Origin of the sequence: Kribbella alba (genome assembly GCF_039529635.1) — a bacterium.
Taxonomy (GTDB): Bacteria; Actinomycetota; Actinomycetes; order Propionibacteriales; family Kribbellaceae; genus Kribbella; species Kribbella alba.
Genome location: NZ_BAAANE010000004.1, coordinates 762458 through 786180, shown reverse-complemented (window position 1 = coordinate 786180; position 23723 = coordinate 762458). Strand labels below are relative to the sequence as shown.

The following is a 23723-nucleotide window of genomic DNA, read 5'->3' as shown; positions in this document are numbered from 1 at the left end:
ACCCCGAAAACACGAGAAACTCGACCGTGGAGGTCAGCAAGTGTCGGTCACGATCAAGCCGCTCGAGGACCGCGTCCTCGTTGCGCCGCTCGAAGCCGAGCAGACCACGAAGTCCGGCCTGGTGATCCCGGACACCGCCAAGGAGAAGCCGCAGGAGGGCGAGGTCCTCGCCACCGGTCCCGGCCGCATCGATGACAACGGCAACCGCGTCCCACTGGACGTCAACGTCGGCGACAAGGTCATCTACTCCAAGTACGGCGGCACCGAGGTCAAGTACGACGGCCAGGATTACCTGATCCTGGGCGCCCGCGACATCCTCGCCGTCGTCGTCAAGTGACGATCGCCCGCTGTTCCTGACTGACACCGCTCCGGTGCCCGGAATCCCGGCGCCGGGGCGGAGTCGGTTCGGCGGTGAGCACATTCGCAGCAACTCAGAGAGGGACTAGTTTTCCATGCCGAAGATCCTCGAGTTCGACGAGAACGCGCGGCGCGCGCTGGAGCGCGGCGTCGACAAGCTCGCGAACACGGTGAAGGTGACGCTGGGGCCCAAGGGCCGCTACGTCGTACTGGACAAGAAGTGGGGCGCCCCGACCATCACCAACGACGGTGTCACCGTCGCGCGTGAGGTCGAGCTGGACGACCCGTTCGAGAACCTCGGTGCGCAGCTGGCCAAAGAGGTTGCCACCAAGACCAACGACATCGCCGGTGACGGTACGACGACCGCGACCGTGCTGGCCCAGGCGCTCGTGCACGAGGGCCTGCGGGCCGTCGCGGCAGGCGTCAACCCGATGGGCCTGAAGAAGGGCATCGAGGCCGCCATCGAGGCTGTGTCGGCCAAGCTCATCGAGACCGCCCGGCCGGTGGACGACAAGGGCGACATGGCCCACGTCGCCACCATCTCCGCCCGGGACGCCGAGATCGGCGGCCTGATCGCAGAGGCCTTCGACAAGGTCGGCAAGGACGGCGTCATCACCGTCGAGGAGTCGAACACCTTCGGCACCGAGCTCGAGTTCACCGAGGGCATGCAGTTCGACAAGGGCTACATCTCGCCCTACTTCATCACCGACGCCGAGGCCGGCGAAGCGGTGCTGGACGACCCGTACATCCTGATCAACCAGGGCAAGATCTCCGCGGTCGCGGACCTGCTGCCGCTGCTGGAGAAGGTCGTGCAGTCGGGCAAGTCACTGCTGATCATCGCCGAGGACGTCGAGGGCGAGGCACTGTCGACCCTGGTCGTGAACAAGATCCGCGGCAACTTCACCTCCGTCGCCGTCAAGGCGCCGGGCTTCGGCGACCGCCGCAAGGCGATGCTCGAGGACCTGGCCGTCCTGACCGGCGCCCAGGTCGTCGCGCCCGAGGTCGGTCTGAAGCTGGACCAGGTGGGCCTCGAGGTGCTCGGCACCGCTCGCCGGATCGTCGTCACCAAGGACACCACCACGGTCGTCGAGGGCGCAGGCAAGCCCGAGGAGATCCAGGCCCGGGTCAACCAGATCAAGGCCGAGATCGAGCGCACCGACTCCGACTGGGACCGCGAGAAGCTGCAGGAGCGGCTGGCCAAGCTGGCCGGCGGCGTCTGCGTGATCAAGGTCGGCGCGGCCACCGAGGTCGAGCTGAAGGAGAAGAAGCACCGGATCGAGGACGCCGTCTCGGCGACCCGTGCGGCCATCGAAGAGGGCATCGTCGCCGGTGGCGGCTCGGCTCTCATCCACGCCGGTGCGGTGCTGGAGAACGGCCTGGACCTGGAGGGCGACGAGCTCGCCGGCGTCCGGATCGTCCGCAAGGCCGTCGTCGAGCCGCTGCGCTGGATCGCGGAGAACGGTGGCTACGAGGGCTACGTCGTGACCGCCAAGGTGGCCGAGCTCGAGGTCGGCAGCGGCTTCAACGCCGCCACCGGCGAGTACGGCGACCTGTTGGCCCAGGGCGTCCTGGACCCGGTCAAGGTGACCCGGTCCGCGCTCGCCAACGCCGGCTCGATCGCAGCCCTGCTGCTCACCACCGAGACCCTGGTCGTCGACAAGCCCGAGGACGAGGAGCCTGCAGCCGCGGGCCACGGCCACGGGCACGGCCACTGATCTCGAAGCACTGCCGCAACACCTGAACTGCCCGGCCGGTCCTCGGACCAGCCGGGCAGTTTTCTTGTACTACGGGGTTTCGCCGAGCTTGGCGGGAATCGATCTCGTCAGGGCGTCGAGGATGACGCTGAGGCCGAGCTCGAACTCGTCGGCGAAGTTGTAGCCGGGCCGGAGGTAGTACTCCGTCGCCATCTCGGCGAGGCGGGGGTAGTCGCCGGCAGAGAAGTGATCCGTGATCGGCTCGGCGACCTCGGCGACAGCCTCACGTCGTTCGAACGGGAGTGCGGCCTGGAGCGCGAACCCGTAGGTATAGCTGTCGATCAGCGCGTAGGCGTGGGCGGTCATCTGAACCGAGAAGCCCGCGTCCCTGAGGGTGGCGATTACCGCCTCCTGGTGTCGCAGAGCCGCCGGGCCGGGAGTGGTTCGCGATTGCAGCAGGCCGATCGCCCAGGGGTGATTTCGCAGTACCTGGCGGGCCGAGATCGCCCGCCGACGGATCTCCGAGCGCCAGTCGCCGCCTGCCGTGGGTAGTTCGATCTCGCCGAAGACGGCGTCGACGATGCCGTCGAGGATCTCGTCCTTGTTGGCCACGTGGTGGTAGACCGACATCGGTTTGACCTCGAGTGCCTTGGCGAGCGAGCGGATCGTCAGCGAGCCGATGCCGCCCGCGTCGGCCACCGCGACGGCGCCGAGCAACACCCGATGCCGGCTCAGCCGGGCGCGTTCTCGGACACCGTCGCCCGTGATCTCAGGCCTTTTCACCCTCGGACCATAGCCCACTCGTACTTTGTACGTTACGTTGGCCGTACTAAGTACTGTCGGCCGTATTAAGGCGCTAGGGGACACCGCCTCGAGGCCGCTCCCGCAGATCCAGCTCCGGGATCTACCAAGACTTCCCCCGTGCGGCTCGCAAGAACCGCAGGCGCCGCCCCCGGGCGGCATCGAACCGAGGGTGGAAGCCCGGCACGAAGACTCTGGTCTCATCGAGCAAGGCAGCTTGGAGATGGTTTTGATGGCAACGTCCGGTGTGTATCCGGTCCACGTGGAGGCCGCGCTGGATCCGAAGCTGTCCAGGTGGCTGTGGCTGGTCAAGTGGATCCTCGTGATCCCGCACTACGTCGTGCTGGTCTTCTTGTGGCTCGGCTTCGTGGTCGCCTGGGTGATCTCGTTGTTCGCGATCCTCTTCACCGGGCGCTACCCACGGGCCCTCTTCGATTACAACGTCGGGGTACTGCGGTGGTCCTGGCGGGTGAACTACTACGGCTATGGGGCACTAGGAACCGACCGCTACCCGCCTTCAGCCTTCAAGAGGTCGAGGACTATCCGACGCACTTCTCGGTCGACTACCCGGAGCACCTGTCCCGGGGCCTGGCTCTGGTGAAGTGGTGGCTGCTCGCCATCCCGCACTACATCATCGTCGCCTTCTTCGTCGGTGGTGGCGGAACATGGGCCGCCAACCAATCCGACAACTGGCAGTGGAACGCCGTCGCCAGCGGCGGCCTCGTCGGCATTCTGGTGATCATCGCCGCCGTCATCCTCCTTTTCACCGGCAGCTACCCCCGGTCGTTGTACGACATCATCCTCGGGATGAACCGGTGGGCGCTCCGGGTCGCGGGCTATGCGGCGCTGATGACTGACGTCTACCCGCCGTTCCGCCTGGACCTCGGAGGCAGCGAAGCCGCCCCTGTCGTCTCACCCAGCTCGGCAGGCCCCGCACCAGCGCCGGTCGACCCAGCAGCGCCGACACCCACCAACCTCTGACCCCGCCGCAGAAACGCCTTGTTGCTGGCCATCAATGCGGGATTCCACCGGCAGTCACAACGGCGAAGGAAGAGCGCCGGCGATGGATCGGAGACGCCTGCTCCGAGTCGCGCTGCTTGCGGCAGCCTGGAGTAGGAACCGTTCGGCTGAGGAACCCCCCTGAGTTGGGGTTGAGGGTCGGCGTACGACGGGCGACCATTAGGCGGGTGGGGAGCTGCGACGCGAGAGTCTGGGGGTCGAACGGCGACGCAGGAACGGTGGTCTGTGGTAGCGAGAGCGGCAAACACAGGAGTGGCCCCGAGCCGCTCGCCGTACTCTGTGTAACCAATCTCGAATTGGCCCTAGCATTCGGTAACTGGCGGCCGTACTATCTTGCAGGCTGATCGGTCGAAACGAGGGGGGCGAGGTGACCGAGGTTCAATCGCCGCACACCCATGATCGGGTGGAGCTCCGCGATCTCGCCGCGTTGGCCGGCGCGGGTGACGGGACGGCTCTGAACGATCTGCTCACCAGGGTGCGTGCTGTTGCCCACCGCTACGTGCGGTCGAGGCTGTGGACCTATCCTGGTGGCGCCGACATGGTGGACGACGTGGCGCAGGAGGTCTGTGTCGCGGTGTTCGGTGCGCTGGGTCGCTACCGGGACGAGGGAAGGCCTTTCGAGGCTTTCGTCTACGGGATCGCGGCTCGCAAGGTCGCCGATGCACAGCGTGCGTTCGCCGTGGCGGACGTGTCGACGCCTGACCTTCCCGACGGGGCGGACGAGTCGCTTACACCGGAGGAGCACGCTGTTCGCTATTCCGAGCTCAGGCACGTGATGGGCTTGATGGACAGATTGCCGGAGAAACTGCGGGAGATCCTGCGGCTCCGGGTGGTTGCGGGGATGTCAGCCGAGGAGACCGGCCGGGCACTGGGGATGACACCGGGGGCGGTGAGGGTCGCACAGCATCGGGCGTTGAATACGCTCAGGGGGTTTGTGAGGCATGAGGCAAAGATGGAACGAGCCGCAGGGGAGGAGCGACATGGCTGAACGCTTTGACTTAGACGCGATCGAAGCAGATGACGCGCTTCTCGACCTGCTTGCAGCCGGTGGGGAGTCCGCCTGGGAGGCGGGCGAGCACGATCCAGCCCTCAGACTGCTGGCCGATCTTCGGCTTGCGGTGGAGGTCGAGGACGAGCTCCCGGTTGAGACGATCGACGATCCGGAGAGCTTCCTGGCCCGGTGTGCCGCGCTGAACCCGACGATGGACCCGTTCGCTCGCAAGATGGCCGCCCGTGGTCTGGCCCTGGGTGTTGCCGCTGTGGCCGCCCTGTCGGTCTCCGGCGTGGCAGCTGCCGTCACCGGCGACCCGCTCTCGCCGTACGAGAAGGTCATCGAGAAGGTGGTCGACGGGCTGCGTCCGCAGACCTCGTACCCGAAGGAACAGCTCGACGGCCTGGGCCTGCCGGTGGCCGACCGGACGAAGATCGTCAAGGTCGCCAAGGATTTCCAGAGACGGCAGGAAGAGCAGCAGGCCATCAAGGATGCCCAGCAGCAGGGCAACCTGGCGGGGATCGGCAGCGGACCGCTCGATCTGGTTGCCGTTCCGAAGCCCGCGCTGGCTCGGACGACCCCGCCGTTCCTGGAGAAGCCGGCCCCGGTGGAGATCCCGGTCCCGGCGCCGACCGAACCGACACAGACGGACAAGCCGCCAGTCCCGCCGCCGGCTGATCCCACTACCAGCCCGACCACGGATACAACGACGCCGCCGCCGAGCGATCCGGCCACAACTCCGACGACGCCGGCGCCGACGGACACCCCGACCGACCCTCAGCCGGCCCAGCCGACTGAGGCTGTGCCCCCGGACAACGGCACGACGGGTACCGGCGATCCGGCTCCGGCTGAGCAGCCGACCCCGGCGCCGTCGGGCGCCGTGGTCGACGGCACCCAGCCCGGCACCGACAGCGGTTTCCCGACCGGTGGCACCACGACGGCCGACACCCAATCTGGCAGCGCGCCGGCCGGTGACGCACAGACCCAGCCAGCCGACCAGACGCCCGCAGACCAGTCGGCTGCCGGTCAGTTGGCCGCGGATCAGTCGGTTGCGGGCCAGTTGGCTGCCGATCAGTTGGCTGCGGACCAGCCAGCCGCCGACCAGTCAGCCGCCGATCAAACTGTGGTGGATCAGCCGGCCGCTGACCAACCGGCCGCTGACCAACCGGCTGCCGACCAGCCGGCCGCTGACCAGCCTGCGGCTGACCAACCGGCCGCTGACCAACCGGCTGCCGACCAGCCGGCCGCTGACCAGCCTGCGGCTGACCAACCGGCCGCTGACCAACCGGCTGCCGACCAGCCTGCGGTGGATCAGCCGGCCGCTGACCAACCGGCCGCTGACCAACCGGCTGCCGACCAGCCTGCGGCGGATCAGCCCGCCGCCGACCAACCGGCTGGGGAAGACCCGCCAAGCCAGGTCGTGCCGGAGCTTCCGGCTCTGGCCGAAGCGCCGGCGGAGCGCCTCGAGGAGTACTCCGGCAAGGCGACCGAGTCCTCCGCGAAACACTCCAGCGGTACGGTCTCGCTGGGCTGGGCCAAGGACGCGGGCAAGTACGCCGCCGGCAGGCACTCCAGCGGCGAGTACGCCGAGGGCAAGCACGCGGCGGTCACCCGGGCGCACGGCTCGATGGCCCCGGTGACCCTGCGCCAGATCCTGCAGGTGCTCAACCGGCCCACGACCGGGTACTGAGCGGGTACTGGGCGGGTACTGGGCGGCCCCGGTCACCGAGCGACACAGACGGTGACCGGGACCGATTGAGGGCAGCAGGCGGTCGCGGCATACCATGGTGTTCCGTTCTCGCCGTGCAAAGGTGCCTGCCTTCCTCATGGACATCACACCCTCCGGAGTTCCCGACAAGTTCGCCGTCCTCGGTCTGACTTTCGACGACGTGCTTCTTCAGCCCAACGAGTCCGACGTCATCCCGTCCGAGGCCAGCACCAGATCCCGGGTCAGCCGCAACATCGACGTCAACATCCCGCTGCTGTCCAGCGCGATGGACACCGTCACCGAGGCCCGGATGGCGATCGCGATGGCCCGCCAGGGTGGCCTCGGCGTACTGCACCGAAACCTCTCGATCGAGGACCAGGCCCAGCAGGTCGATCTGGTCAAGCGGTCCGAGTCCGGCATGATCGCGCAGCCGATCACCATCGGCCCCGACGCCACCATCGGCGAGGCCGACGCGCTCTGCGGTCAGTACAGGATCTCCGGGGTGCCCGTGGTGGACGGCGCCGGCGTACTGGTCGGCATCGTGACGAACCGGGACATGCGGTTCGAGTCCGACCTGTCCCGCCCGGTCCGCGAGGTGATGACCAAGCAGCCGCTGATCACCGGCAAACAGGGCATCGCCGCCGAGGACGCGATGGCCCTGCTCAGCAAGCACAAGGTGGAGAAGCTGCCGCTGGTCGACGGCTCCGGCAAACTGACCGGTCTGATCACCCTGAAGGACTTCGTCAAGCGTGACCAGTTCCCGCTGGCCACCAAGGACGATTCCGGGCGGCTGCGGGTCGCCGCCGCGATCGGCTTCTTCGGCGAGGCCTGGAAGCGTGCGATGACGCTGATCGAGGCCGGAGTGGACCTGCTCGTGGTGGACACCGCGCACGGTCATTCGCAGGCCCAGTTGGAGATCATCCGCAAGCTGAAGGCCGATCCGGCCACCCTCGGCGTGGACATCGTCGGCGGCAACGTCGGCACCCGCGCAGGCGCCCAGGCGTTGGTCGACGCCGGCGCCGACGGCGTGAAGGTCGGGGTTGGCCCCGGCTCGATCTGTACTACGCGCGTCGTCTCAGGCGTCGGCGTACCGCAGGTCACCGCGATCTACGAGGCATCACTGGCCTGCAAGCCGGCCGGCGTACCGGTGATCGGCGACGGCGGCCTGCAGTACTCCGGTGACATCGCCAAGGCACTCGTGGCCGGCGCGGACACCGTTATGCTCGGATCGCTCCTCGCCGGCTGCGAGGAGTCGCCGGGCGACCTCGTCTTCATCAACGGCAAGCAGTTCAAGGCCTATCGCGGCATGGGCTCGCTGGGTGCGATGCAGTCCGCCGGCGGTCTCCGCAAGTCGTACTCCAAGGACCGCTACTTCCAGAGCGACGTCGGCAGCGACGAAAAGCTGATCGCCGAGGGCGTCGAGGGTCAGGTCCCGTACCGCGGCCCCCTCGCCGCCGTAGCGCACCAGCTCATCGGCGGCCTCCGCCAGTCGATGTGGTACTGCGGATCGCGGACCGTCCCGGAACTTCAGGACAAGGGCACCTTCGTCCGGATCACCTCCGCCGGCCTCCAGGAATCTCACCCCCACGACATCCAGATGACCGTCGAGGCCCCGAACTACTCCGGCCGCTGACCGACACCAGCAATGGTCGGCGGATCGGGTGCAAGAGCTTGCCGCCGCGCGGGTTGTTCGGCCGGCGGATGGCCTCGATGTCGGGGATGGGGAGCGCGATCGGTAGCCTGTGCAGATGAGTGAGATCGAGATCGGGCGCGCCAAGCGGGGGCGGCAGGCTTACGCGTTCGACCACATCGCGATCGTGCCGTCGCGGCGGACCAGGGATCCCGAGGAGGTCTCGGTCGCCTGGCAGATCGACGCCTACCGGTTCGAGTTGCCGATCCTGGCCGCGCCGATGGATTCGGTGATGTCGCCGGCCACCGCGATCGCGATCGGCAAGGCGGGCGGCCTCGGCGTACTGAACCTCGAAGGTCTCTGGACCCGGTACGACGACCCGACGTCGCTGCTGGAGGAGATCACCACCGTCAGCAGGGAGCAGGCGACCACGCGCCTGCAGGAGATCTACTCGGCGCCGATCAAGCCAGAGTTGATCTCCCAGCGGGTCCAGGAGATCCGTGACTCCGGGGTGACCGTGGCGGGTGCGTTGTCCCCGCAGCGGACCAAGCAGTTCGCCAAGCACGTCGTGGACGCCGGGGTCGACCTCTTCGTGATCCGCGGGACCACGGTCTCGGCCGAGCACGTGTCCGGCCAGGCCGAGCCGCTCAACCTGAAGCAGTTCATCTACGACCTCGACGTGCCGGTCATCGTCGGGGGTTGCGCCACTCACCAGGCCGCACTGCACCTGATGCGGACGGGCGCGGCCGGAGTACTGGTCGGGTTCGGCGGCGGCGCGGCACACACCACGCGCAAGGTGCTCGGTGTTGCTGTGCCGATGGCGTCGGCGGTCGCGGATGTCGCGGCAGCCCGTCGGGACTACATGGACGAGTCAGGCGGTCGGTATGTGCACGTCATCGCCGACGGGTCGGTCGGACGGTCCGGCGACGTGGCCAAGGCGATTGCCTGCGGCGCGGACGCGGTCATGGTCGGGTCGCCCCTCGCGCGGGCGAGCGACGCACCGGGCGGCGGGTACCACTGGGGCGCCGAGGCCTGGCACGCCGACCTGCCGCGTGGTGAGCGGGTGGAGGTCGGGGTCACCGGCACGATGGAGCAGATCCTGTTCGGTCCGTCCTGGGTTCCGGACGGCACGATGAACCTCGTCGGCGCCCTGAAGCGAGCGATGGCGACCACCGGCTACACGGAGCTCAAGGAATTCCAGCGGGTCGAGGTCGTCGTCGGGTGACCACCGGGACCCTGCTGCTGCACGGGTCGAGCGGCAGGCCCGACGTGGACCGCGTCAGGATCCTGGAAGCCGAGGGGTACGACGTGGTCGCGCCGCGCGGCGGCTCCGACGAGGCGGACCGTGCGTTCGGCGCTCGGACCTGGCCCAACGTCCTGCGGGTGCTCACTGGCTGAACTGTTCTGGGGTGTCGACTTGCTGCGGGTCCTCACCGATTAGGTGGCTCTGGAAGGATTGGCACCATGGGACTGTTCAGCCGCAGCAAGGACTCCGACAACGTTGCCCTCGCCGCCGCCCGGGCCAGACTCTCCACCGGCGACGTGGACCAGATCCGCTTCCTGCTCACCACCCGCAAGTCGGTCTTCGCGGTGAAGTACGTGATGGACCGCACCGGGATCGACCTGAAGCACGCCAAGGACCTGGTCGACGACATCCGCCTCGGCAGATACGTGCCGCCGGTCACCGACACCCCGGTCGTCCGCATGCCCGGCACGAACCTGGCCGAACGCACCCGCGCCCTCAAGGCAGCAGGCGAACTCCATCAGGCAACGGCCCTGGTGGTCAGCGAGACCGGGATGACCGAAGTAGAGGCCGGACTCTTCGTGGGCGCCTTGAAACCCCAGGTGCAGGAGTCCTAGCCCTTCACGTAGGAGAGCTTCTCGGCCACCTTGCCGTCGCGAAGCCGCAGTACGTCGACGCCGCGAACGTGTCCGCGTTGCCCGTCGGCATCGCGCCACGAGAACCTCCACCGAACAACGCCGCGGTCACCGAGCACGAACCACTCCTCGGTCTCGAAGAGAGGTTCATCGGTCCCGCCGAACAGGCTCTCCCATTGCTCCCGGACAGCCTCGGCCCCGACGAAGCGGCCTCCGTCCGGCGGCGGTGAGGTCGACTCGAACACGCAGTCCGAGGTCAGTTGCGCCATGATCCCGTCGACATCACCTCGGCCGAATGCCGCACCCAGCGCAGCGACAGCGGCATGGCCAGGAGTCCAGCCGGGATCCCGCCCGAAGGCACCCAGCAGCGCACCCTCGGCGCTGGTCGAGCCCTCGACGCGATCCCCGATCGCGCCGCCACCGCGGTAAAGCTCCTCGCGATCCTTGAACCAGGCCGCGATCCCGTCGACGACCTGCGGATCCAGCCGCGCCTGCGCGCCGATCGCGACCGCCAGATCCCAGCCGTGGATGAGGTGGTCCGCCGCCAGTTGGCAGACGTACTCGGCCGCCTGCTCCTCGCCGTACGAGAGTTGCACGGTCTTGCCGGTCAGCACGGGCTCGGTGACGGAGTTCTGCGCGGCACGGGCGGCATGCGCCGCGGCCGAAGCCGGGTCGTCGCCGAGCAGGTCCCCATCCAACGAGTCGCCGACGTCCTCGATGGTCTGCCCGGCCAGCAACGGCACGGTCCACCGCTCCTCGCCGACGACGTGGTTGACCAGGTCCCGCACGTCCCAGTCGGCGCAGGGCGTCGGAGCATCCCACTGGTCAGGCCGTACTGCGGCCACCTGGCGAACGAATTCCTCGCTGGCACGACGATGCATTTCCACGACATCCACTTGGCCATTCCCCCTAGCACGCAGTCCGTAGGACCGTGGTCCCCAGAACGCAGCCCTCTCAGCCGTCAGCGTGCGCCCGCCTCGGACGGCGAGTCAATGCATCAGTGCTGGAGTTGCTGAGCCGCGTCGTGCGCGTGCTGCGACGCGGTGAAGTCGCCCTTCGCCGCGAGCAGGTCCCCGTGATGCCGATAGCAAGCACCGGCCAGGTCCTTGACCTCGACATCGGTCATCGTGAACGGGATCAGCGCGGTCGCCACCTCGGCACACCAACCCGCCAGATCCAGCGCCAGCTCCGTCTGCCCGGCCGCGTGATAGGCCTCGGAGATGTCCAGCAGCACCTGCGCCCACACCGGCGCGTAGGTGCTCGTCTCGTACCGCATCCGGTGCGACTCGCGCTCCGACGAGATCGCGAACAGGTAGTGCGCCTCGAGTCCCAACGTCAGCGCGGTCTCGGCATCGTGCACGAGCATCGGCCTGACCAGCTCGGCCAACTCCGTCGCCCGAACGGCGGCTGATTCGGGGTCTGTCCGGCCGGACACCGTAGCGAGCGTCATCCCCGGCGCCGGCTCGCTCAGCGCCAGTAGCCGGTGATACTGCTCATACGGCCCGAGCTTGATCTCCGCATTCTCCAGCGCGGTCGTCAGCGACGGCGGGATGTCTCGATCGAGTTCCTCGGTCACCCGCGCGGCCGTCTCCGGATCCGTCGCGAACGCGGTCCGCAGGCAGTTCTCGCCCTCGATGATCCGCCCGACCACACCGAGGTGCTTTCCCTTGCGGGTCAGCGCCGACACCAACATCCGCAGGTCGGTCGCGGACTCCGAGTCGGCCAGCGTGTCGGCAGTGTTGAGCCCGATCTCGTCCGCTTCGAGCGCGAGATCCAGCCGTCCCTCCGCTGAGTGCACGTCGGCGGACACGGCCGTCGCCGAGCACAGGTAGCGGGCGTAGGACAGCGATTGAGGACTGGCGTTGATCTGGTCGGCCAGCTGCAGGAACAACTGGGTGGCCGCGTCCGCGGAGGCCACGGCGAGGTCCGGGTCGCCGTACCGGCGGAGGATGAGCGCGTTCATCGCCAGCACCCGGGCGAAGTCGGGCTGGTGCAGCACGCCGGCGTCGCCGCTCACCAGTTGGCCGTACGCGATCACCGCGCCGTCCATCTCCAGTACTGCGGTCGCCCCGTAGCCGCGGTGCGCCTGCGTCATCGCGCGCCGGGCCCGCACATCGGCGAGGAAGGAGGTGGCGTCGAGAACACCCGCATCGCTGAGCTCGGTATAGCCCAGCTGGGCCTCGTGCAGAGCGGCAAGCGCTTCCTCGTGACGGCCGGAGGCATTCAACGAACCGGCCAACTCGTACTGCGTTGCCGCCATCAGGTGCTTGGACTCGTAGTGGTCCGGGCGGTCCCCGGCTCGCTCCTTCGCCAGCTCGATCACACGCTGCTGGTACGGCCCGGCCTCGTCGGCGCGACCCTCTTCGATCAGCACCTGGGCTGTCTGGAGCGCCTCGCCCAGCTCGTCGTCAGGAGGCGTCCAAAGCCCCCCGCTGTCCACCATCTTTACAACCCACCCCTTCAAAGGCTCAGTCGCTCACCCTAGCGTCAAGAACGTGTAAATTGCTCGCGGTCGGGCAGGGAAGATGTAACTACTGACACGGCTGTTACCGGCAGGTAGCCTGGGGCAATGAGCGAGCAGACCTCGATTCCTGCTGACCCCGAGCTCGACCCGACCGCGTCGTACGCGACGGACCAGTCGGTCATCCGTCGTCTGGCCGGTCTGCTGCGCGCCACGGCAGGGTCGCGCACCTCCTACGCCCCGGCGACCGCGCAACCGGTGGCCGAGCTTCCGCTGTCCGGACCCGACGATGTGATCGCCGCGGTCAGGTCGGCCCGCAAGACCCAGCGGAGCTGGAAGAACACGTCGCTGCAGGATCGGGCCGCGATCCTGCTGCGCTACCACGATCTGGTGCTGGACCATCGGCACGAACTCGTCGACCTGGTGATCGTCGAGTCCGGCAAGGCCCGCAAGCAGGCCTTCGAGGAAGTCGCGCATGTCGCGATGACCGCCAGGTACTACGCACGCAAGGCCGAGGAGTTCCTTGGCACCCAGCGCAAGCTGGGCATGTTCCCGATCCTCACCCGCGCCGAGCAGCGGTTCGTGCCGAAGGGGGTCGTGGGCATCATCTCGCCCTGGAACTACCCGCTCAGCATGGCGATGGCCGACGGTCTTCCGGCCGTGCTGGCCGGCAACACCGTCGTGCACAAGCCCGACAGCCAGACCCCGCTGACGGCACTGCGCGCGATCGAGCTGCTTTATGAATCGGGCCTACCGCGAGACGCCTGGCAGCCGGTGAACGGTGACGGCCCGACCGTCGGCGGCGCGATCATCCAGAACACCGACTACGTCTGCTTCACCGGCTCCACCAAGACCGGCCGCCTCGTCGCCAAGCAGGCCGGCGAGCGACTGATCGGCTGCAGCCTGGAGCTCGGTGGCAAGAACCCGATGCTCGTACTGCGGGACGCCGACGTGCACCGTGCTGCCGAAGGGGCCGTCCGCGCGTGTTTCTCCAGCGCCGGCCAGCTCTGCGTCTCGATGGAACGCCTCTACGTCGCGGACCAGGTCTACGACGCCTTCGTGACGGCCTTCCTCGACCGGGTGAAGAAGATCAGGCTCTCGGCCGGGACCGGCTGGGACGTGGACATGGGCTCGCTGATCTCGAAGGCCCAGCTCGACACGGTGTCTCGTCATGTCGAGAACGCCCGCGCGCGCGGCGCTGTAGTACTGGCTGGTGGCAAGGCGCGGCCGGACATCGGGCCGTTGTTCTACGAGCCGACCGTGCTGTCCGGGGTCACGCCGGAGATGGAGTGCTTCGACAACGAGACCTTCGGGCCGGTGGTGTCGATCTACCGCTTCTCCGATGAGGCGGAAGCGATCGCGCGCGCCAACGAGGGCGACTACGGGCTGAACGCGAGCGTTTGGACGCGGGATGGCCGCCGCGGTCGCGCGGTCGCCGCTCAACTGGTGGCAGGATCGGTCAACGTCAACGAGGGCTACGCGGCGAGCTTCGGCTCGATCGACACCCCGATGGGTGGGATGCGATCCTCCGGCCTCGGCCGCCGCCAGGGCGCCGAGGGCATCCGGCGGTACGTCGATCCACAGACGGTCGCGACCCAACGGCTCCTCCCGATCGCAGCCTCGCACGGCCTGAAGGACGAGGCCTACGCCGAGCTGATGACAGCGGCACTTCGGATCCTGAAGAAACTCGGCCGCCCATGACCGAGCGAAGCGAGGACGGACATGAGTTCGACCATGATGTGATCATCGTCGGCTCGGGTTTCGGTGGAAGTGTCACTGCGCTGAGGCTGGTGGAGAAGGGGTACGACGTCGCCGTACTGGAGGCGGGTGCCCGGTTCGAGGATCTAGGATTCGCGAAGAACTCCTGGGACAGGAAAAGGTTCCTCTTCGCGCCGAAGCTCGGCTGGTACGGCATCCAGCGGATCAGCGCACTGCGCGACGTGATCATCCTGTCCGGCGCCGGGGTCGGCGGCGGCAGCCTCGTCTACGCCAACACCCTGTACGAGCCGTTGCCTGCCTTCTACTCCGACAAGCAGTGGGCGCACATCACTGACTGGAAGGCCGAACTGGCTCCGTACTACGACCAGGCGAAGCGGATGCTGGGCGTGACGACGTACCCGCATTTCACCCCGGCCGACAAGGTGATGAAGCAGGTCGCGGACGACCTGGGCGTCGGGGACACGTTCCACCCGACACCGGTCGGCGTGTTCTTCGGTGAGCCCGGAGTCGAGGTGGACGACCCCTTCTTCGGAGGAGCAGGCCCACGGCGTACGGGCTGTATCGACTGCGGTGAATGTATGACCGGGTGTCGGCACAACGCGAAGAACACCCTGACCAAGAACTACCTCTACCTGGCCGAGAAGGCCGGCGCGGAGGTCTATCCGCTGACCACCGTGACCTCGGTCGAACCGCTGCCGAACGGCGGCTATGCGATCGAGACGCGGCGAACCTCCAACAGCAAGAGCACGCGCAGATTCACCGCCCAGCAAGTGGTTTTCGCCGCCTCGGCACTCGGCACGGCCAAGCTGCTGCACCGGTTGCGCGACGAGGGGAAGCTGCCGGGGCTGTCGAACCGGCTCGGCGTGCTCACCCGGACCAACTCCGAATCGTTGCTAGGGGCAATCTCCAAGGATCGGTCCGTCGACTACAGCCGTGGAGTGGCGATCACCTCGTCGTTCCACCCCGACGAGATCACCCACATCGAGCCGGTCCGCTATGGCAAGGGCAGCAACGCGATGTCGTTGCTGCAGACCGTGCTGACCGACGGCGACGGGGACAAGCCGCGCTGGCGGACGTGGCTGCGGGAGCTGGCGGTGCAGCGGAAGAACCTGCGCCGGCTGTACGACCTGAAGCACTGGTCCGAGCGGACGGTGATCGCGCTGGTGATGCAGACCGCGGACAACTCGATCACCACCTTCGGCAAGCGGGACCGGTTCGGTCGCTGGCGGCTGTCCTCGAAGCAGGGCCACGGCGCCCCGAACCCTTCCTGGATCCCGGTCGCGAACGAGGTGGTCCGGCGGATGGCCAAGCTGATGGGCGGTACGCCGGGCGGCACGATCGGCGAGCCGTTCAACGTCCCGATGACCGCACACTTCATCGGCGGCTGCGCGATCGGAGACTCCGCCGAGACCGGTGTGGTGGATCCGTACCACCGCGTCTACGGCTACGAGGGCCTGCACATCCTGGACGGGTCGACGATCTCGGCCAACCTGGGCGTCAATCCTTCGCTGACGATCACCGCGCAGGCGGAGCGGGCCCTGGCGTTCTGGCCGAACAAGAGCGAGAAGGACACCCGACCAGCCCTCGGCTCGCAGTACAGGAGGGTGGCGCCGGTCACACCGGTGCGACCGGTGGTGCCGGCGGACGCGCCCGGGGCTCTTCGGTTGCCGATCGTCGAGATCACCACAAAGCAGCCTGTGACGAGACTGTGACCCAATGACAACAATGTCCCGCAACTCCTGGGAGTTGCGGGACTGGAATAGCTTGGAGTGAAACTGAAAAAGCCTCAGGTAATGACCTGAGGCTTTTGTTTTTCGCCATAAAAGGGAGCAGGTCCCTCGGGAACGTTTCCGCCCAAATCGTTTCCCGAGGGACCCACTCAAGCCGGGGTGAGGCGCCCGGCGCTTTGGGATCGGGTCACCAGCCACAGCTGGCGACCCGAGCTCTTAATGCCCCACTCTACATCCGATCCGAGCCCATTTGACCTGCAGAGAGTGGTCGTAACCACTCTGCGTGCTGATCGTAATGATCGACATTTCAGTCGCTCCTCGTAACCGGGTGGCGGTCATCTTGCGATCACCGCCTCTGCACACATCAACGAGAGGCCTCACTGAAGGTCACGAAGTTCTCCAAAACTTTTTCCCCGGTCCGCTGAGCCAGTTCACCCCGGCCTGTTCCAGCGTGACGCCCCTCGCAGAGCGTCCGGGCCCGGCTGGCTTACTGTGGGCCGACCGTTCGATGAGGCAGGAGAACCATGAACGACATCCTCGAGGTGGCGCGCGCGCAGGTTCTGGAGCGAGGCGTCGGCCTCTCCCAGGAGCAGCTGGTCGAGGTGCTGCGATCGCCGGACGACCAACTCGAGGACCTGCTCGCCCTCGCGCACGACGTCCGGGTGAAGTGGTGCGGTGAAGAGGTCGAGGTGGAGGGCATCATCTCGCTGAAGACCGGCGGCTGCCCCGAGGACTGCCACTTCTGTTCCCAGTCCGGCCAGTTCACCTCCCCGGTCCGGTCGGTCTGGCTGAACATCCCCGAGTTGGTCGAGGCCGCCAAGGAGACCGCCAAGACCGGTGCGACCGAGTTCTGCATCGTCGCCGCCGTGCGCGGGCCCGACGCGCGGCTGATGTCCCAGGTCAAGGCGGGCATCGAGGCGATCAACGCCGAGGTCGACATCAACATCGCCTGCTCGCTCGGCATGCTCACCCAGGAGCAGGTGGACGAGCTCAAGGCGATGGGCGTGCACCGCTACAACCACAACCTCGAGTCGGCCCGCTCGTACTTCGGTGACGTGGTGACCACGCACTCCTTCGAGGAGCGCTGGGAGACCTGCGTGATGGTTCGCGAGTCGGGGATGGAGCTGTGCTGCGGTGGTCTGGTCGGCATGGGGGAGACCCTGGAGCAGCGCGCCGAGCTGGCCGCGCAGCTGGCCGAGCTGGAGCCGCAGGAGGTGCCGCTCAACTTCCTGAACCCGCGCCCGGGCACGCCCTTCGGTGACATGGAGATCATGGCCGGCAAGGACGCGCTGCGGACCATCGCGGCGTTCCGGCTCGCGATGCCCAAGACGGTCCTTCGGTACGCCGGCGGCCGCGAGCTGACGCTGGGCGACCTCGGGACCCGCCAGGGCATGCTCGGCGGCATCAACGCCGTCATCGTCGGCAACTACCTGACCACGTTGGGCCGCCCGGCGACCGCGGACCTGGATCTGCTGGCCGACCTGAAGATGCCGGTCAAGGAACTCCAGAAGACTCTGTGAACGCGACCGTGAACACCGCGCTCTACTGCGGCCACTGCGGCGGTGAGGTCGCCGGCGGCACCCACGAGGACTGCCGCCGGGCGCTCACGCTGGAACCACCGCGGTACTGCGACCAGTGCCGGCGGCGGATGATCGTCCAGGTGCATCCGATGGGCTGGTCCGCCCGCTGCTCGGTGCACGGCGAGTTCTCCTCCGACGGCCCGGGACGGGACCCGTGGCGCCGGGCAGGACGCGGAGTTACGGGTCGGTAACCGACTTAGAGTCGGCTCGGCGGGTTGAGAAGGGGTTGTGGAGATGGCGGCTGGAGTCAGCGGCGAGACGCTGCTGCAGAGGGATGCCGAGCTGCTGTGGCATCCGTACTCCTCGTTGAGCGAGCCGTCCCCGATGCGCCTCGTCCGGGGCGCGGAGGGAGTCCGGCTGAGGCTGGACGACGGAGCCGGTGAGACGGTCGAGGCGATCGACGCGATGGCTTCCTGGTGGTGCATGATCCACGGCTACCGTCACCCGGTCCTGGACGCGGCGCTTCGTGATCAGGTTGATCAGTTCAGCCACGTGATGTTCGGTGGGCTGACGCACGAGCCCGCGATTCGGCTCGCCGAGCGGCTGGTGGAGATCAGCCCGGAGCCGATCCAGCACGTGTTCTTCTGCGACTCGGGCTCGGTCTCGGTCGAGGTCGCGATCAAACTGGCCCTGCAGTACCAGGTCGCGCGCGGCCACGAGGGCCGGACCAGGATGCTCACCGTTCGCGGTGGATACCACGGCGACACCTTCGCGCCGATGAGCGTGTGCGATCCGGTCAGCGGCATGCATTCGCTGTTCACGGGTGCGCTGAAGGAGCAGGTCTTCGGCCCGCAACCGCCCAGCGGGTTCGACCGGCCAGCTGATGATCCCGAGTTCCTGGCCTGGGCGGCTGCTCTTGCGTCGATCGCGGCCGAGCACCGAGACGAGGTGGCGGCGATCATCGTCGAGCCGATTCTGCAAGGCGCGGGCGGGATGTATCCCTACAGCCCCGCTTGTCTGAAGGTTCTCCGTGACCTGGCCGACGAGCACGGCCTTCTGCTGATCCTGGACGAGATCGCCACCGGCTTCGGCCGCACGGGCACGCTTTTCGCCTCCGAGCACGCCGGGATCGACCCGGACATCCTCTGCGTCGGCAAAGCCCTGACTGGCGGCTACCTGTCGATGGCAGCCACCCTCTGTACTACGGACGTGGCGCACACCGTGTCGCGCGGTCCCGGCGGGGCGCTCATGCACGGGCCGACCTTCATGGCCAACCCGCTCGCGTGTTCAGTCGCGCTGGCGAGCGTGGAGTTGCTGCTGTCGCAGGACTGGTCCGCCGAGGTCTCGCGGATCTCCGCCGGCTTGGCTTCCGGGCTGGCGCCGGCTGCCGAGTTGCCGGGTGTCAAGGACGTCCGAGTGCTCGGTGCAGTGGGGGTCGTTCAGCTCGGGGGACCGGTGGACCTGCAGCGGATGACAGAGGCGGTACTGCGCCGGGGCGTGTGGGTGCGGCCGTTCCGCGACCTCGTCTACACGATGCCGCCGTACATCTGCACGGACGAGGAGATCGCCACCATCACCGGCGCGATCACCGAGGCGATTGCTGAGGGCAACTGATGCTCGAGGACTGGCTCGCTCCGAAGGCCGCCGCGCTGGAATCCCGCGGACTGACCCGGCGGCTCCGCCCCCGCGCGGCCGGCGAAGTACTGATTGATCTGGCGGGGAACGACTATCTGGGGCTGGCTCGTGATCCCCGAGTAGTCGAGGCAGCCGTTGCCGCAGTACGGGAGTGGGGTGCGGGCGCGACCGCTTCGCGTCTCGTCACCGGTACTACGGCACTGCATGCTGAGCTGGAATCCGAGCTGGCGTCATATACCGGGCACGAGGCTGGGCTGGTCTTCTCGTCGGGGTATTTGGCCAACCTGGGGGTCGTCACCGCGCTCGGCGGCCCCGGGACGCTGCTGGTGTCGGACGAGCATGTGCACGCGTCGATCGTGGATGCCTGCCGGTTGTCCCGGTCGCGGGTGGAGGTGGTCCCGCACAACGATGTCGACGCGATCGGCAAAGCCCTTGCCGAGCGCAACGAACCGCAGGCCGTCGTGCTGGTCGAGTCCGTCTACAGCGTGCTCGGTGATGCGGCACCTTTGGCCGAGCTGTCCGCGGTGTGTTCGGAGCACCGCGCCGCGCTCTTGGTGGACGAAGCGCATGGTCTCGGAGTCACGGGGGCCGGTCGTGGTTCTGTCGCGGCCGCAGGCTTGGCGGGTCTGGATCACGTGATCGTCACCATGACGCTGTCCAAGTCGCTGGCGTCGCAGGGCGGTGTCGTGCTTGGCCCGGCGTTGCTGCGCGAGCATCTGGTCAACCGTGCCCGGCCGTTCATCTTCGACACCGGCCTCAACCCGGCCGCTTGCGCCGCGGCGCTCGCGGCGCTTCGGATTCTCGCGGACGAGCCGAACCGCCCGGAGGCGATCCACACCACGGCGGCCCGGCTCGCCACTGCCTGTGGTGTCGCTCCTTCAGCGGGGGCGGTCGTCTCGGTCCCGATGCCTGGGCCGCGCGAGGCCGTGCGTGCCGCCGAGCTGTGCTTCGAGAACGGCGTTCGGGTCGGGAGTTTCCGGCCGCCGTCGGTCCCCGACGGCATCAGCCGGTTGCGGTTGACCGCGCACGCAGGCTTGTCCAGCGATGAGTTGGACCATGCATGTGAGGTCATCATCGCCGCTGTCCGGGAGGTCTCGTGAGTTCTGCTGGTACTGCCAAGAGAGTGTCCCCAGCGGTCCTCTTCGTCGCCGGGACCGACACCGATGTCGGCAAGACGGTCGCCACCGCGGCGCTCGCCGTCGTGGCTTCGGCCCGGGGCTCGGTCGCGGTGATGAAGCCGGCCCAGACGGGCGTGACAGGCGACGAACCAGGTGATCTCGACGAGGTCAGACGCCTGACCGGGCTGACCGACCTGCACGAAGGCATCCGGCTCCGTGACCCGCTGGCCCCCACGACCGCCGGCCGCCGCGAGGGTGTCCCACTCCCGTCCGTCGACACCCACGCGAAGACGATCGGGGACCTCGCGGCTGAGCGGGAGCTGGTGATCGTGGAGGGAGCGGGTGGTCTGCTGGTCGGTCTGGACGAGGACGGGCACGATCTCGCCGACCTCGCCGGGCGGCTGGAGGTCCCGTTCACCTTCGTCGTGGTGGCTCGCGCTGGCCTCGGGACACTGAACCACGCGGGGCTGACGGTGGAGGCGCTGCGCTCGCGCGGTCTGCCGATCGCTGGTCTGGTGATCGGTTCGTGGCCCGCTGAGCCGGATCTCGCCGAGCAATGCAATCTGGAGGACCTGCCGGCGACGACCGGCGTACCCGTTGTCGGGCGGATCCCAGCCGGCGCAGGTCAGCTCGACCGCCAGGCCTTCACCCGCGCGGCCCCCACCTGGCTGGCATCCCTTGACTTCGGCTGAGACCTTGCCGAGCCACGCTTCCGCGCAGACGACGTCCCGGACCTGGGCGGAAGTGGGTGCCCGTTGCCCGGCTCGGTATGACGAGGGGCTGGGGATGTGGGTGATCGATGAGCCGCGTGAGGTTCGTGAGGTCTTGTTGGACCCGGAGACGTTCCGGCCGGACAACGCTGTGGTCGCGCACAGGTCGCTGAGCGTGAAGGCGTTGCGAGCGTTGTCGTCCGTGGGGTTCGCGCTCCCGCCGACGTTGGCGAACAATGGCGGGCCTTCGCATCGGCCGATCCGCGCCGCTGTCGCGCGGTTCTTCAGTCCTGCCCGGGTTGCTGCTGTGGAGCCGCTGACCCGTCGGCTGGTGGCTGAGCGAGTCGCTGATGCCTCGGCTCGCTCGCAGAGTGACGTGGTGGATTTGGTCGAGGTGGTTGCTGCGGAGCCGCCCGCGCTGGTGCTGCTGGATCTATTGGGACTGGACGATGTCGACGTACCGGCGTTGAAGGCGTGGAGCCGTGAATCGCTGGAGTTGTTCTGGGGTTGGCCCGACGAGGACCGGCAACTGGAGCTTGCCCACAGTGCAGCTGAGTTCTACGCGTGGTTGCGGAAGCGGACCGAGGCTGCTCGCGCACACGCTGGGGATGACCTCTTCGGGGTGTTGGTCGAGCTGGGCTTGAGCGATGAAGAGGTGTGCGCGGTCGCCTACTTCCTGCTGATCGCCGGGCAGGAGACGACAACCCAGCTCATTTCCGCGGCGTTCCACCGCGTGATCGGTTCCGGCCGGGCCTGTCTGGACGCCCCGGTGGACCTGGTGGAGGAGGTGTTGCGTGAGTCCTCCTCCGTCCCCACCTGGCGTCGCGTCACCAGTCGAGCGGTGGCTGTCGGTGAGGTGGAGTTGCCGGCCGATGCGCCGGTGTTGCTCGGGTTGACCGGCCACGGCGGCCCGGCGGATCTCGCCTTCGGATTGGGCATCCACCGCTGCCTCGGAGCGGGGCTGGCCCGCCTCGAAGCCCGCGTCGCTCTGGAGTGCGCGGCCGACCTGCTGAGCGCAGTAGCGGCTGTTGAGGCGGAGCCGCCGATGATCGACCTGTTGTCGTTCAGGGCCCCGGCCCGGTTGCTGGTTCGGCGCTGATTACAGCCCGGCTGACCTGCACCGATACCCTTTGCGGGTGACCTCAGCTGAGCATGACCTCGTACTCGTCGTCGACTTCGGTGCGCAGTACGCGCAGCTGATCGCCCGCCGGGTACGCGAAGCGAAGGTGTACTCCGAGATCGTGCCGCACTCGATGCCGGTCGAGGAGATGCTGGCCCGGAACCCGAAGGCGATCATCCTGTCCGGCGGACCGCAGTCCGTGTACGCCGAGGGCGCGCCGCGGGTGGACTCGGGGCTGTTCGACGCGGGCGTTCCCGCGTTCGGGATCTGCTACGGCTTCCAGGCGATGGCCCAGACGCTCGGCGGCGACGTACGGCGTACCGGGCTGCGCGAGTTCGGCCGGACGCCGGTCACCGTGAGTTCTGCCGGCACCCTCCTGCAGGGCATCCCCGAGGACCTCAACGTCTGGATGTCCCACGGCGACGCGGTGCACGCGCCGCCGGCCGGGTTCGCAGTACTGGCTGCATCGTCGGGTGCGCCGGTTGCTGCGTTCGAGGATCTGGATCGTCGGCTGGCTGGGGTCCAGTGGCACCCCGAGGTGTTGCACTCGCAGGCCGGACAGGCCGTGCTGGAGCACTTCCTCTATGACATCGCGGGCTGCACGGGTGACTGGACGACCACGAACGTCGTCGACGAGCAGGTCGCGCTGATCCGTCAGCAGGTCGGCGACAAGCAGGTGCTCTGCGCGCTGTCCGGCGGCGTGGACTCGGCCGTGGCCGCGGCCCTCGTGCACAAGGCGATCGGCGACCAGTTGACCTGCGTGTACGTCGACCACGGGCTGCAGCGCGCGGGGGAGTCCGAGCAGGTCGAGAAGGACTACGTCGCCGCGACCGGGATCCGGCTCGAGGTGGTCGACGCGGAGGACCACTTCCTCGGGCACCTGGAGGGGGTCACGGATCCCGAGCAGAAGCGGAAGATCATCGGGCGCGAGTTCATCCGGACGTTCGAGGCGACCGCGAAGAAGCTGGACGCCGAGCGGCACATCGAGTTCCTGGTCCAGGGCACGCTGTACCCGGACGTGGTCGAGTCGGGCGGCGGCACCGGTACGGCGAACATCAAGTCGCACCACAACGTCGGCGGACTCCCCGAAGATCACCAGTTCGCGCTGATCGAGCCGCTGCGGACGCTCTTCAAGGACGAGGTCCGCGAACTCGGCCTGGCGCTCGGCCTGCCGGAGGCGATGGTCTACCGGCACCCCTTCCCAGGCCCCGGACTCGCGATCCGCATCGTCGGCGCAGTGACGAAGGAGCGGCTCGAGATCCTCCGTGCGGCCGACCTGATCGCCCGCACGGAGATCACCGCGGCCGGCCTCGATCGCGACATCTGGCAGTTCCCGGTGGTGCTGCTGGCGGATGTCCGGTCGGTCGGGGTTCAGGGCGACGGGCGCACCTACGGGCACCCGATCGTGCTGCGCCCGGTCACCAGCGAGGACGCGATGACGGCCGACTGGGCGCGTCTTCCGTATGAGGTGCTCGAGAAGATCTCCACCCGGATCACCAACGAGGTCGACGAGGTCAACCGGGTAACCCTCGACATCACCAGCAAGCCCCCGGGCACCATCGAGTGGGAGTAGTACTCCGCGCGCCCGCTCGTCCCGCCGCGGCTCCCAGCTGATCGCGACAGAACCACGT

At 68.0% G+C, this 23723-nt stretch carries 22 protein-coding genes; 19 read left to right on the top strand and 3 right to left on the bottom strand.

The features are described from left to right. The first annotated feature begins 40 nt into the window (after positions 1-40). Together groES and groL are read left to right on the top strand one after the other, a co-directional pair. A complete protein-coding gene (gene groES, locus ABD210_RS10465) occupies positions 41-337 on the top strand; it encodes a co-chaperone GroES (RefSeq protein ID WP_344110846.1) in 297 nt (98 codons plus the stop codon). 115 nt (positions 338-452) lie between these two features. Next, the gene (groL, locus tag ABD210_RS10460) at positions 453-2072 is read left to right on the top strand and encodes a chaperonin GroEL (protein ID WP_344110845.1); all 1620 of its coding nucleotides are present in this window, start codon (positions 453-455) and stop codon (positions 2070-2072) included. A 69-nt stretch (positions 2073-2141) separates the two neighbouring features. Here groL and ABD210_RS10455 read toward each other — a convergent pair whose 3' ends face one another. After that, positions 2142-2834 carry a TetR/AcrR family transcriptional regulator C-terminal domain-containing protein gene (locus ABD210_RS10455; protein ID WP_344110844.1) on the bottom strand — a complete coding sequence of 231 codons (693 nt, stop codon included), beginning with the start codon at positions 2832-2834 and terminating at the stop codon, positions 2142-2144. A gap of 250 nt (positions 2835-3084) precedes the next feature. Between ABD210_RS10455 and ABD210_RS10450 the strand changes: the two genes are divergently transcribed. From ABD210_RS10450 to ABD210_RS10415, 8 genes are all read left to right on the top strand, one after another. Further along, entirely contained in the window at positions 3085-3453 is a 369-nt protein-coding gene (locus tag ABD210_RS10450) for a DUF4389 domain-containing protein (protein WP_344110843.1), read from the top strand. Beyond that, positions 3450-3833: a DUF4389 domain-containing protein gene (locus ABD210_RS10445; protein ID WP_344110842.1), complete on the top strand. Its 384-nt coding sequence runs from the start codon at positions 3450-3452 to the stop codon at positions 3831-3833. Before ABD210_RS10450 ends, ABD210_RS10445 begins: the two co-directional genes overlap by 4 nt. A gap of 406 nt (positions 3834-4239) precedes the next feature. Beyond that, entirely contained in the window at positions 4240-4860 is a 621-nt protein-coding gene (gene shbA / locus ABD210_RS10440) for an RNA polymerase sigma factor ShbA (protein ID WP_344110841.1), read from the top strand. Beyond that, the gene (locus ABD210_RS10435; RefSeq protein ID WP_344110840.1) at positions 4853-6553 is read left to right on the top strand and encodes a hypothetical protein; all 1701 of its coding nucleotides are present in this window, start codon (positions 4853-4855) and stop codon (positions 6551-6553) included. The genes shbA and ABD210_RS10435 overlap by 8 nt, the downstream gene beginning before the upstream one ends. 136 nt (positions 6554-6689) lie before the next feature. After that, positions 6690-8204, top strand: a complete 1515-nt coding sequence (guaB, locus tag ABD210_RS10430) for an IMP dehydrogenase (protein WP_344110838.1) — start codon at positions 6690-6692, stop codon at positions 8202-8204. A 115-nt stretch (positions 8205-8319) separates the two neighbouring features. Next, positions 8320-9426: a GuaB3 family IMP dehydrogenase-related protein gene (locus ABD210_RS10425; RefSeq protein WP_344110836.1), complete on the top strand. Its 1107-nt coding sequence runs from the start codon at positions 8320-8322 to the stop codon at positions 9424-9426. Continuing rightward, positions 9423-9599: a hypothetical protein gene (locus ABD210_RS10420; RefSeq protein WP_344110834.1), complete on the top strand. Its 177-nt coding sequence runs from the start codon at positions 9423-9425 to the stop codon at positions 9597-9599. The genes ABD210_RS10425 and ABD210_RS10420 overlap by 4 nt, the downstream gene beginning before the upstream one ends. Positions 9600-9665: 66 nt before the next feature. Further along, the gene (locus ABD210_RS10415; RefSeq protein ID WP_344110832.1) at positions 9666-10061 is read left to right on the top strand and encodes a hypothetical protein; all 396 of its coding nucleotides are present in this window, start codon (positions 9666-9668) and stop codon (positions 10059-10061) included. Here ABD210_RS10415 and ABD210_RS10410 read toward each other — a convergent pair. Further along, positions 10058-10975 carry a TIGR03086 family metal-binding protein gene (locus tag ABD210_RS10410; protein WP_344110831.1) on the bottom strand — a complete coding sequence of 306 codons (918 nt, stop codon included), beginning with the start codon at positions 10973-10975 and terminating at the stop codon, positions 10058-10060. The genes ABD210_RS10415 and ABD210_RS10410 overlap by 4 nt on opposite strands. 101 nt (positions 10976-11076) lie before the next feature. Further along, positions 11077-12522: a tetratricopeptide repeat protein gene (locus tag ABD210_RS10405; RefSeq protein WP_344110830.1), complete on the bottom strand. Its 1446-nt coding sequence runs from the start codon at positions 12520-12522 to the stop codon at positions 11077-11079. A gap of 126 nt (positions 12523-12648) precedes the next feature. On the opposite strand from ABD210_RS10405, the gene ABD210_RS10400 reads away from it, so the two are divergent. The 9 genes from ABD210_RS10400 (at position 12649) to guaA (ending at position 23665) form a co-directional block, all read left to right on the top strand. Next, positions 12649-14241: a succinic semialdehyde dehydrogenase gene (locus ABD210_RS10400; protein ID WP_344110828.1), complete on the top strand. Its 1593-nt coding sequence runs from the start codon at positions 12649-12651 to the stop codon at positions 14239-14241. Then, positions 14238-15971, top strand: coding sequence for a GMC oxidoreductase (locus tag ABD210_RS10395; protein WP_344110827.1), 1734 nt, complete (start codon positions 14238-14240; stop codon positions 15969-15971). Before ABD210_RS10400 ends, ABD210_RS10395 begins: the two co-directional genes overlap by 4 nt. 542 nt (positions 15972-16513) lie before the next feature. Further along, positions 16514-17509: a biotin synthase BioB gene (bioB, locus tag ABD210_RS10390; protein ID WP_344110826.1), complete on the top strand. Its 996-nt coding sequence runs from the start codon at positions 16514-16516 to the stop codon at positions 17507-17509. After that, complete coding sequence (gene bsaP, locus ABD210_RS10385) at positions 17506-17760, top strand: biotin synthase auxiliary protein BsaP (protein ID WP_344110825.1); 255 nt, start codon at positions 17506-17508, stop codon at positions 17758-17760. Before bioB ends, bsaP begins: the two co-directional genes overlap by 4 nt. A 43-nt stretch (positions 17761-17803) precedes the next feature. Then, entirely contained in the window at positions 17804-19123 is a 1320-nt protein-coding gene (bioA, locus tag ABD210_RS10380) for an adenosylmethionine--8-amino-7-oxononanoate transaminase (RefSeq protein WP_344110823.1), read from the top strand. After that, a complete protein-coding gene (locus ABD210_RS10375) occupies positions 19123-20244 on the top strand; it encodes an 8-amino-7-oxononanoate synthase (RefSeq protein WP_344110822.1) in 1122 nt (373 codons plus the stop codon). Before bioA ends, ABD210_RS10375 begins: the two co-directional genes overlap by 1 nt. A 23-nt stretch (positions 20245-20267) precedes the next feature. Then, a complete protein-coding gene (gene bioD, locus ABD210_RS10370; RefSeq protein WP_344110821.1) occupies positions 20268-20954 on the top strand; it encodes a dethiobiotin synthase in 687 nt (228 codons plus the stop codon). Between the two features lie 94 nt (positions 20955-21048). After that, complete coding sequence (locus ABD210_RS10365) at positions 21049-22071, top strand: cytochrome P450 family protein (protein ID WP_344110820.1); 1023 nt, start codon at positions 21049-21051, stop codon at positions 22069-22071. Positions 22072-22108: 37 nt separating this feature from the next. Beyond that, positions 22109-23665 carry a glutamine-hydrolyzing GMP synthase gene (guaA, locus tag ABD210_RS10360; protein ID WP_344110819.1) on the top strand — a complete coding sequence of 519 codons (1557 nt, stop codon included), beginning with the start codon at positions 22109-22111 and terminating at the stop codon, positions 23663-23665. The last annotated feature ends 58 nt before the right edge of the window (positions 23666-23723 follow it).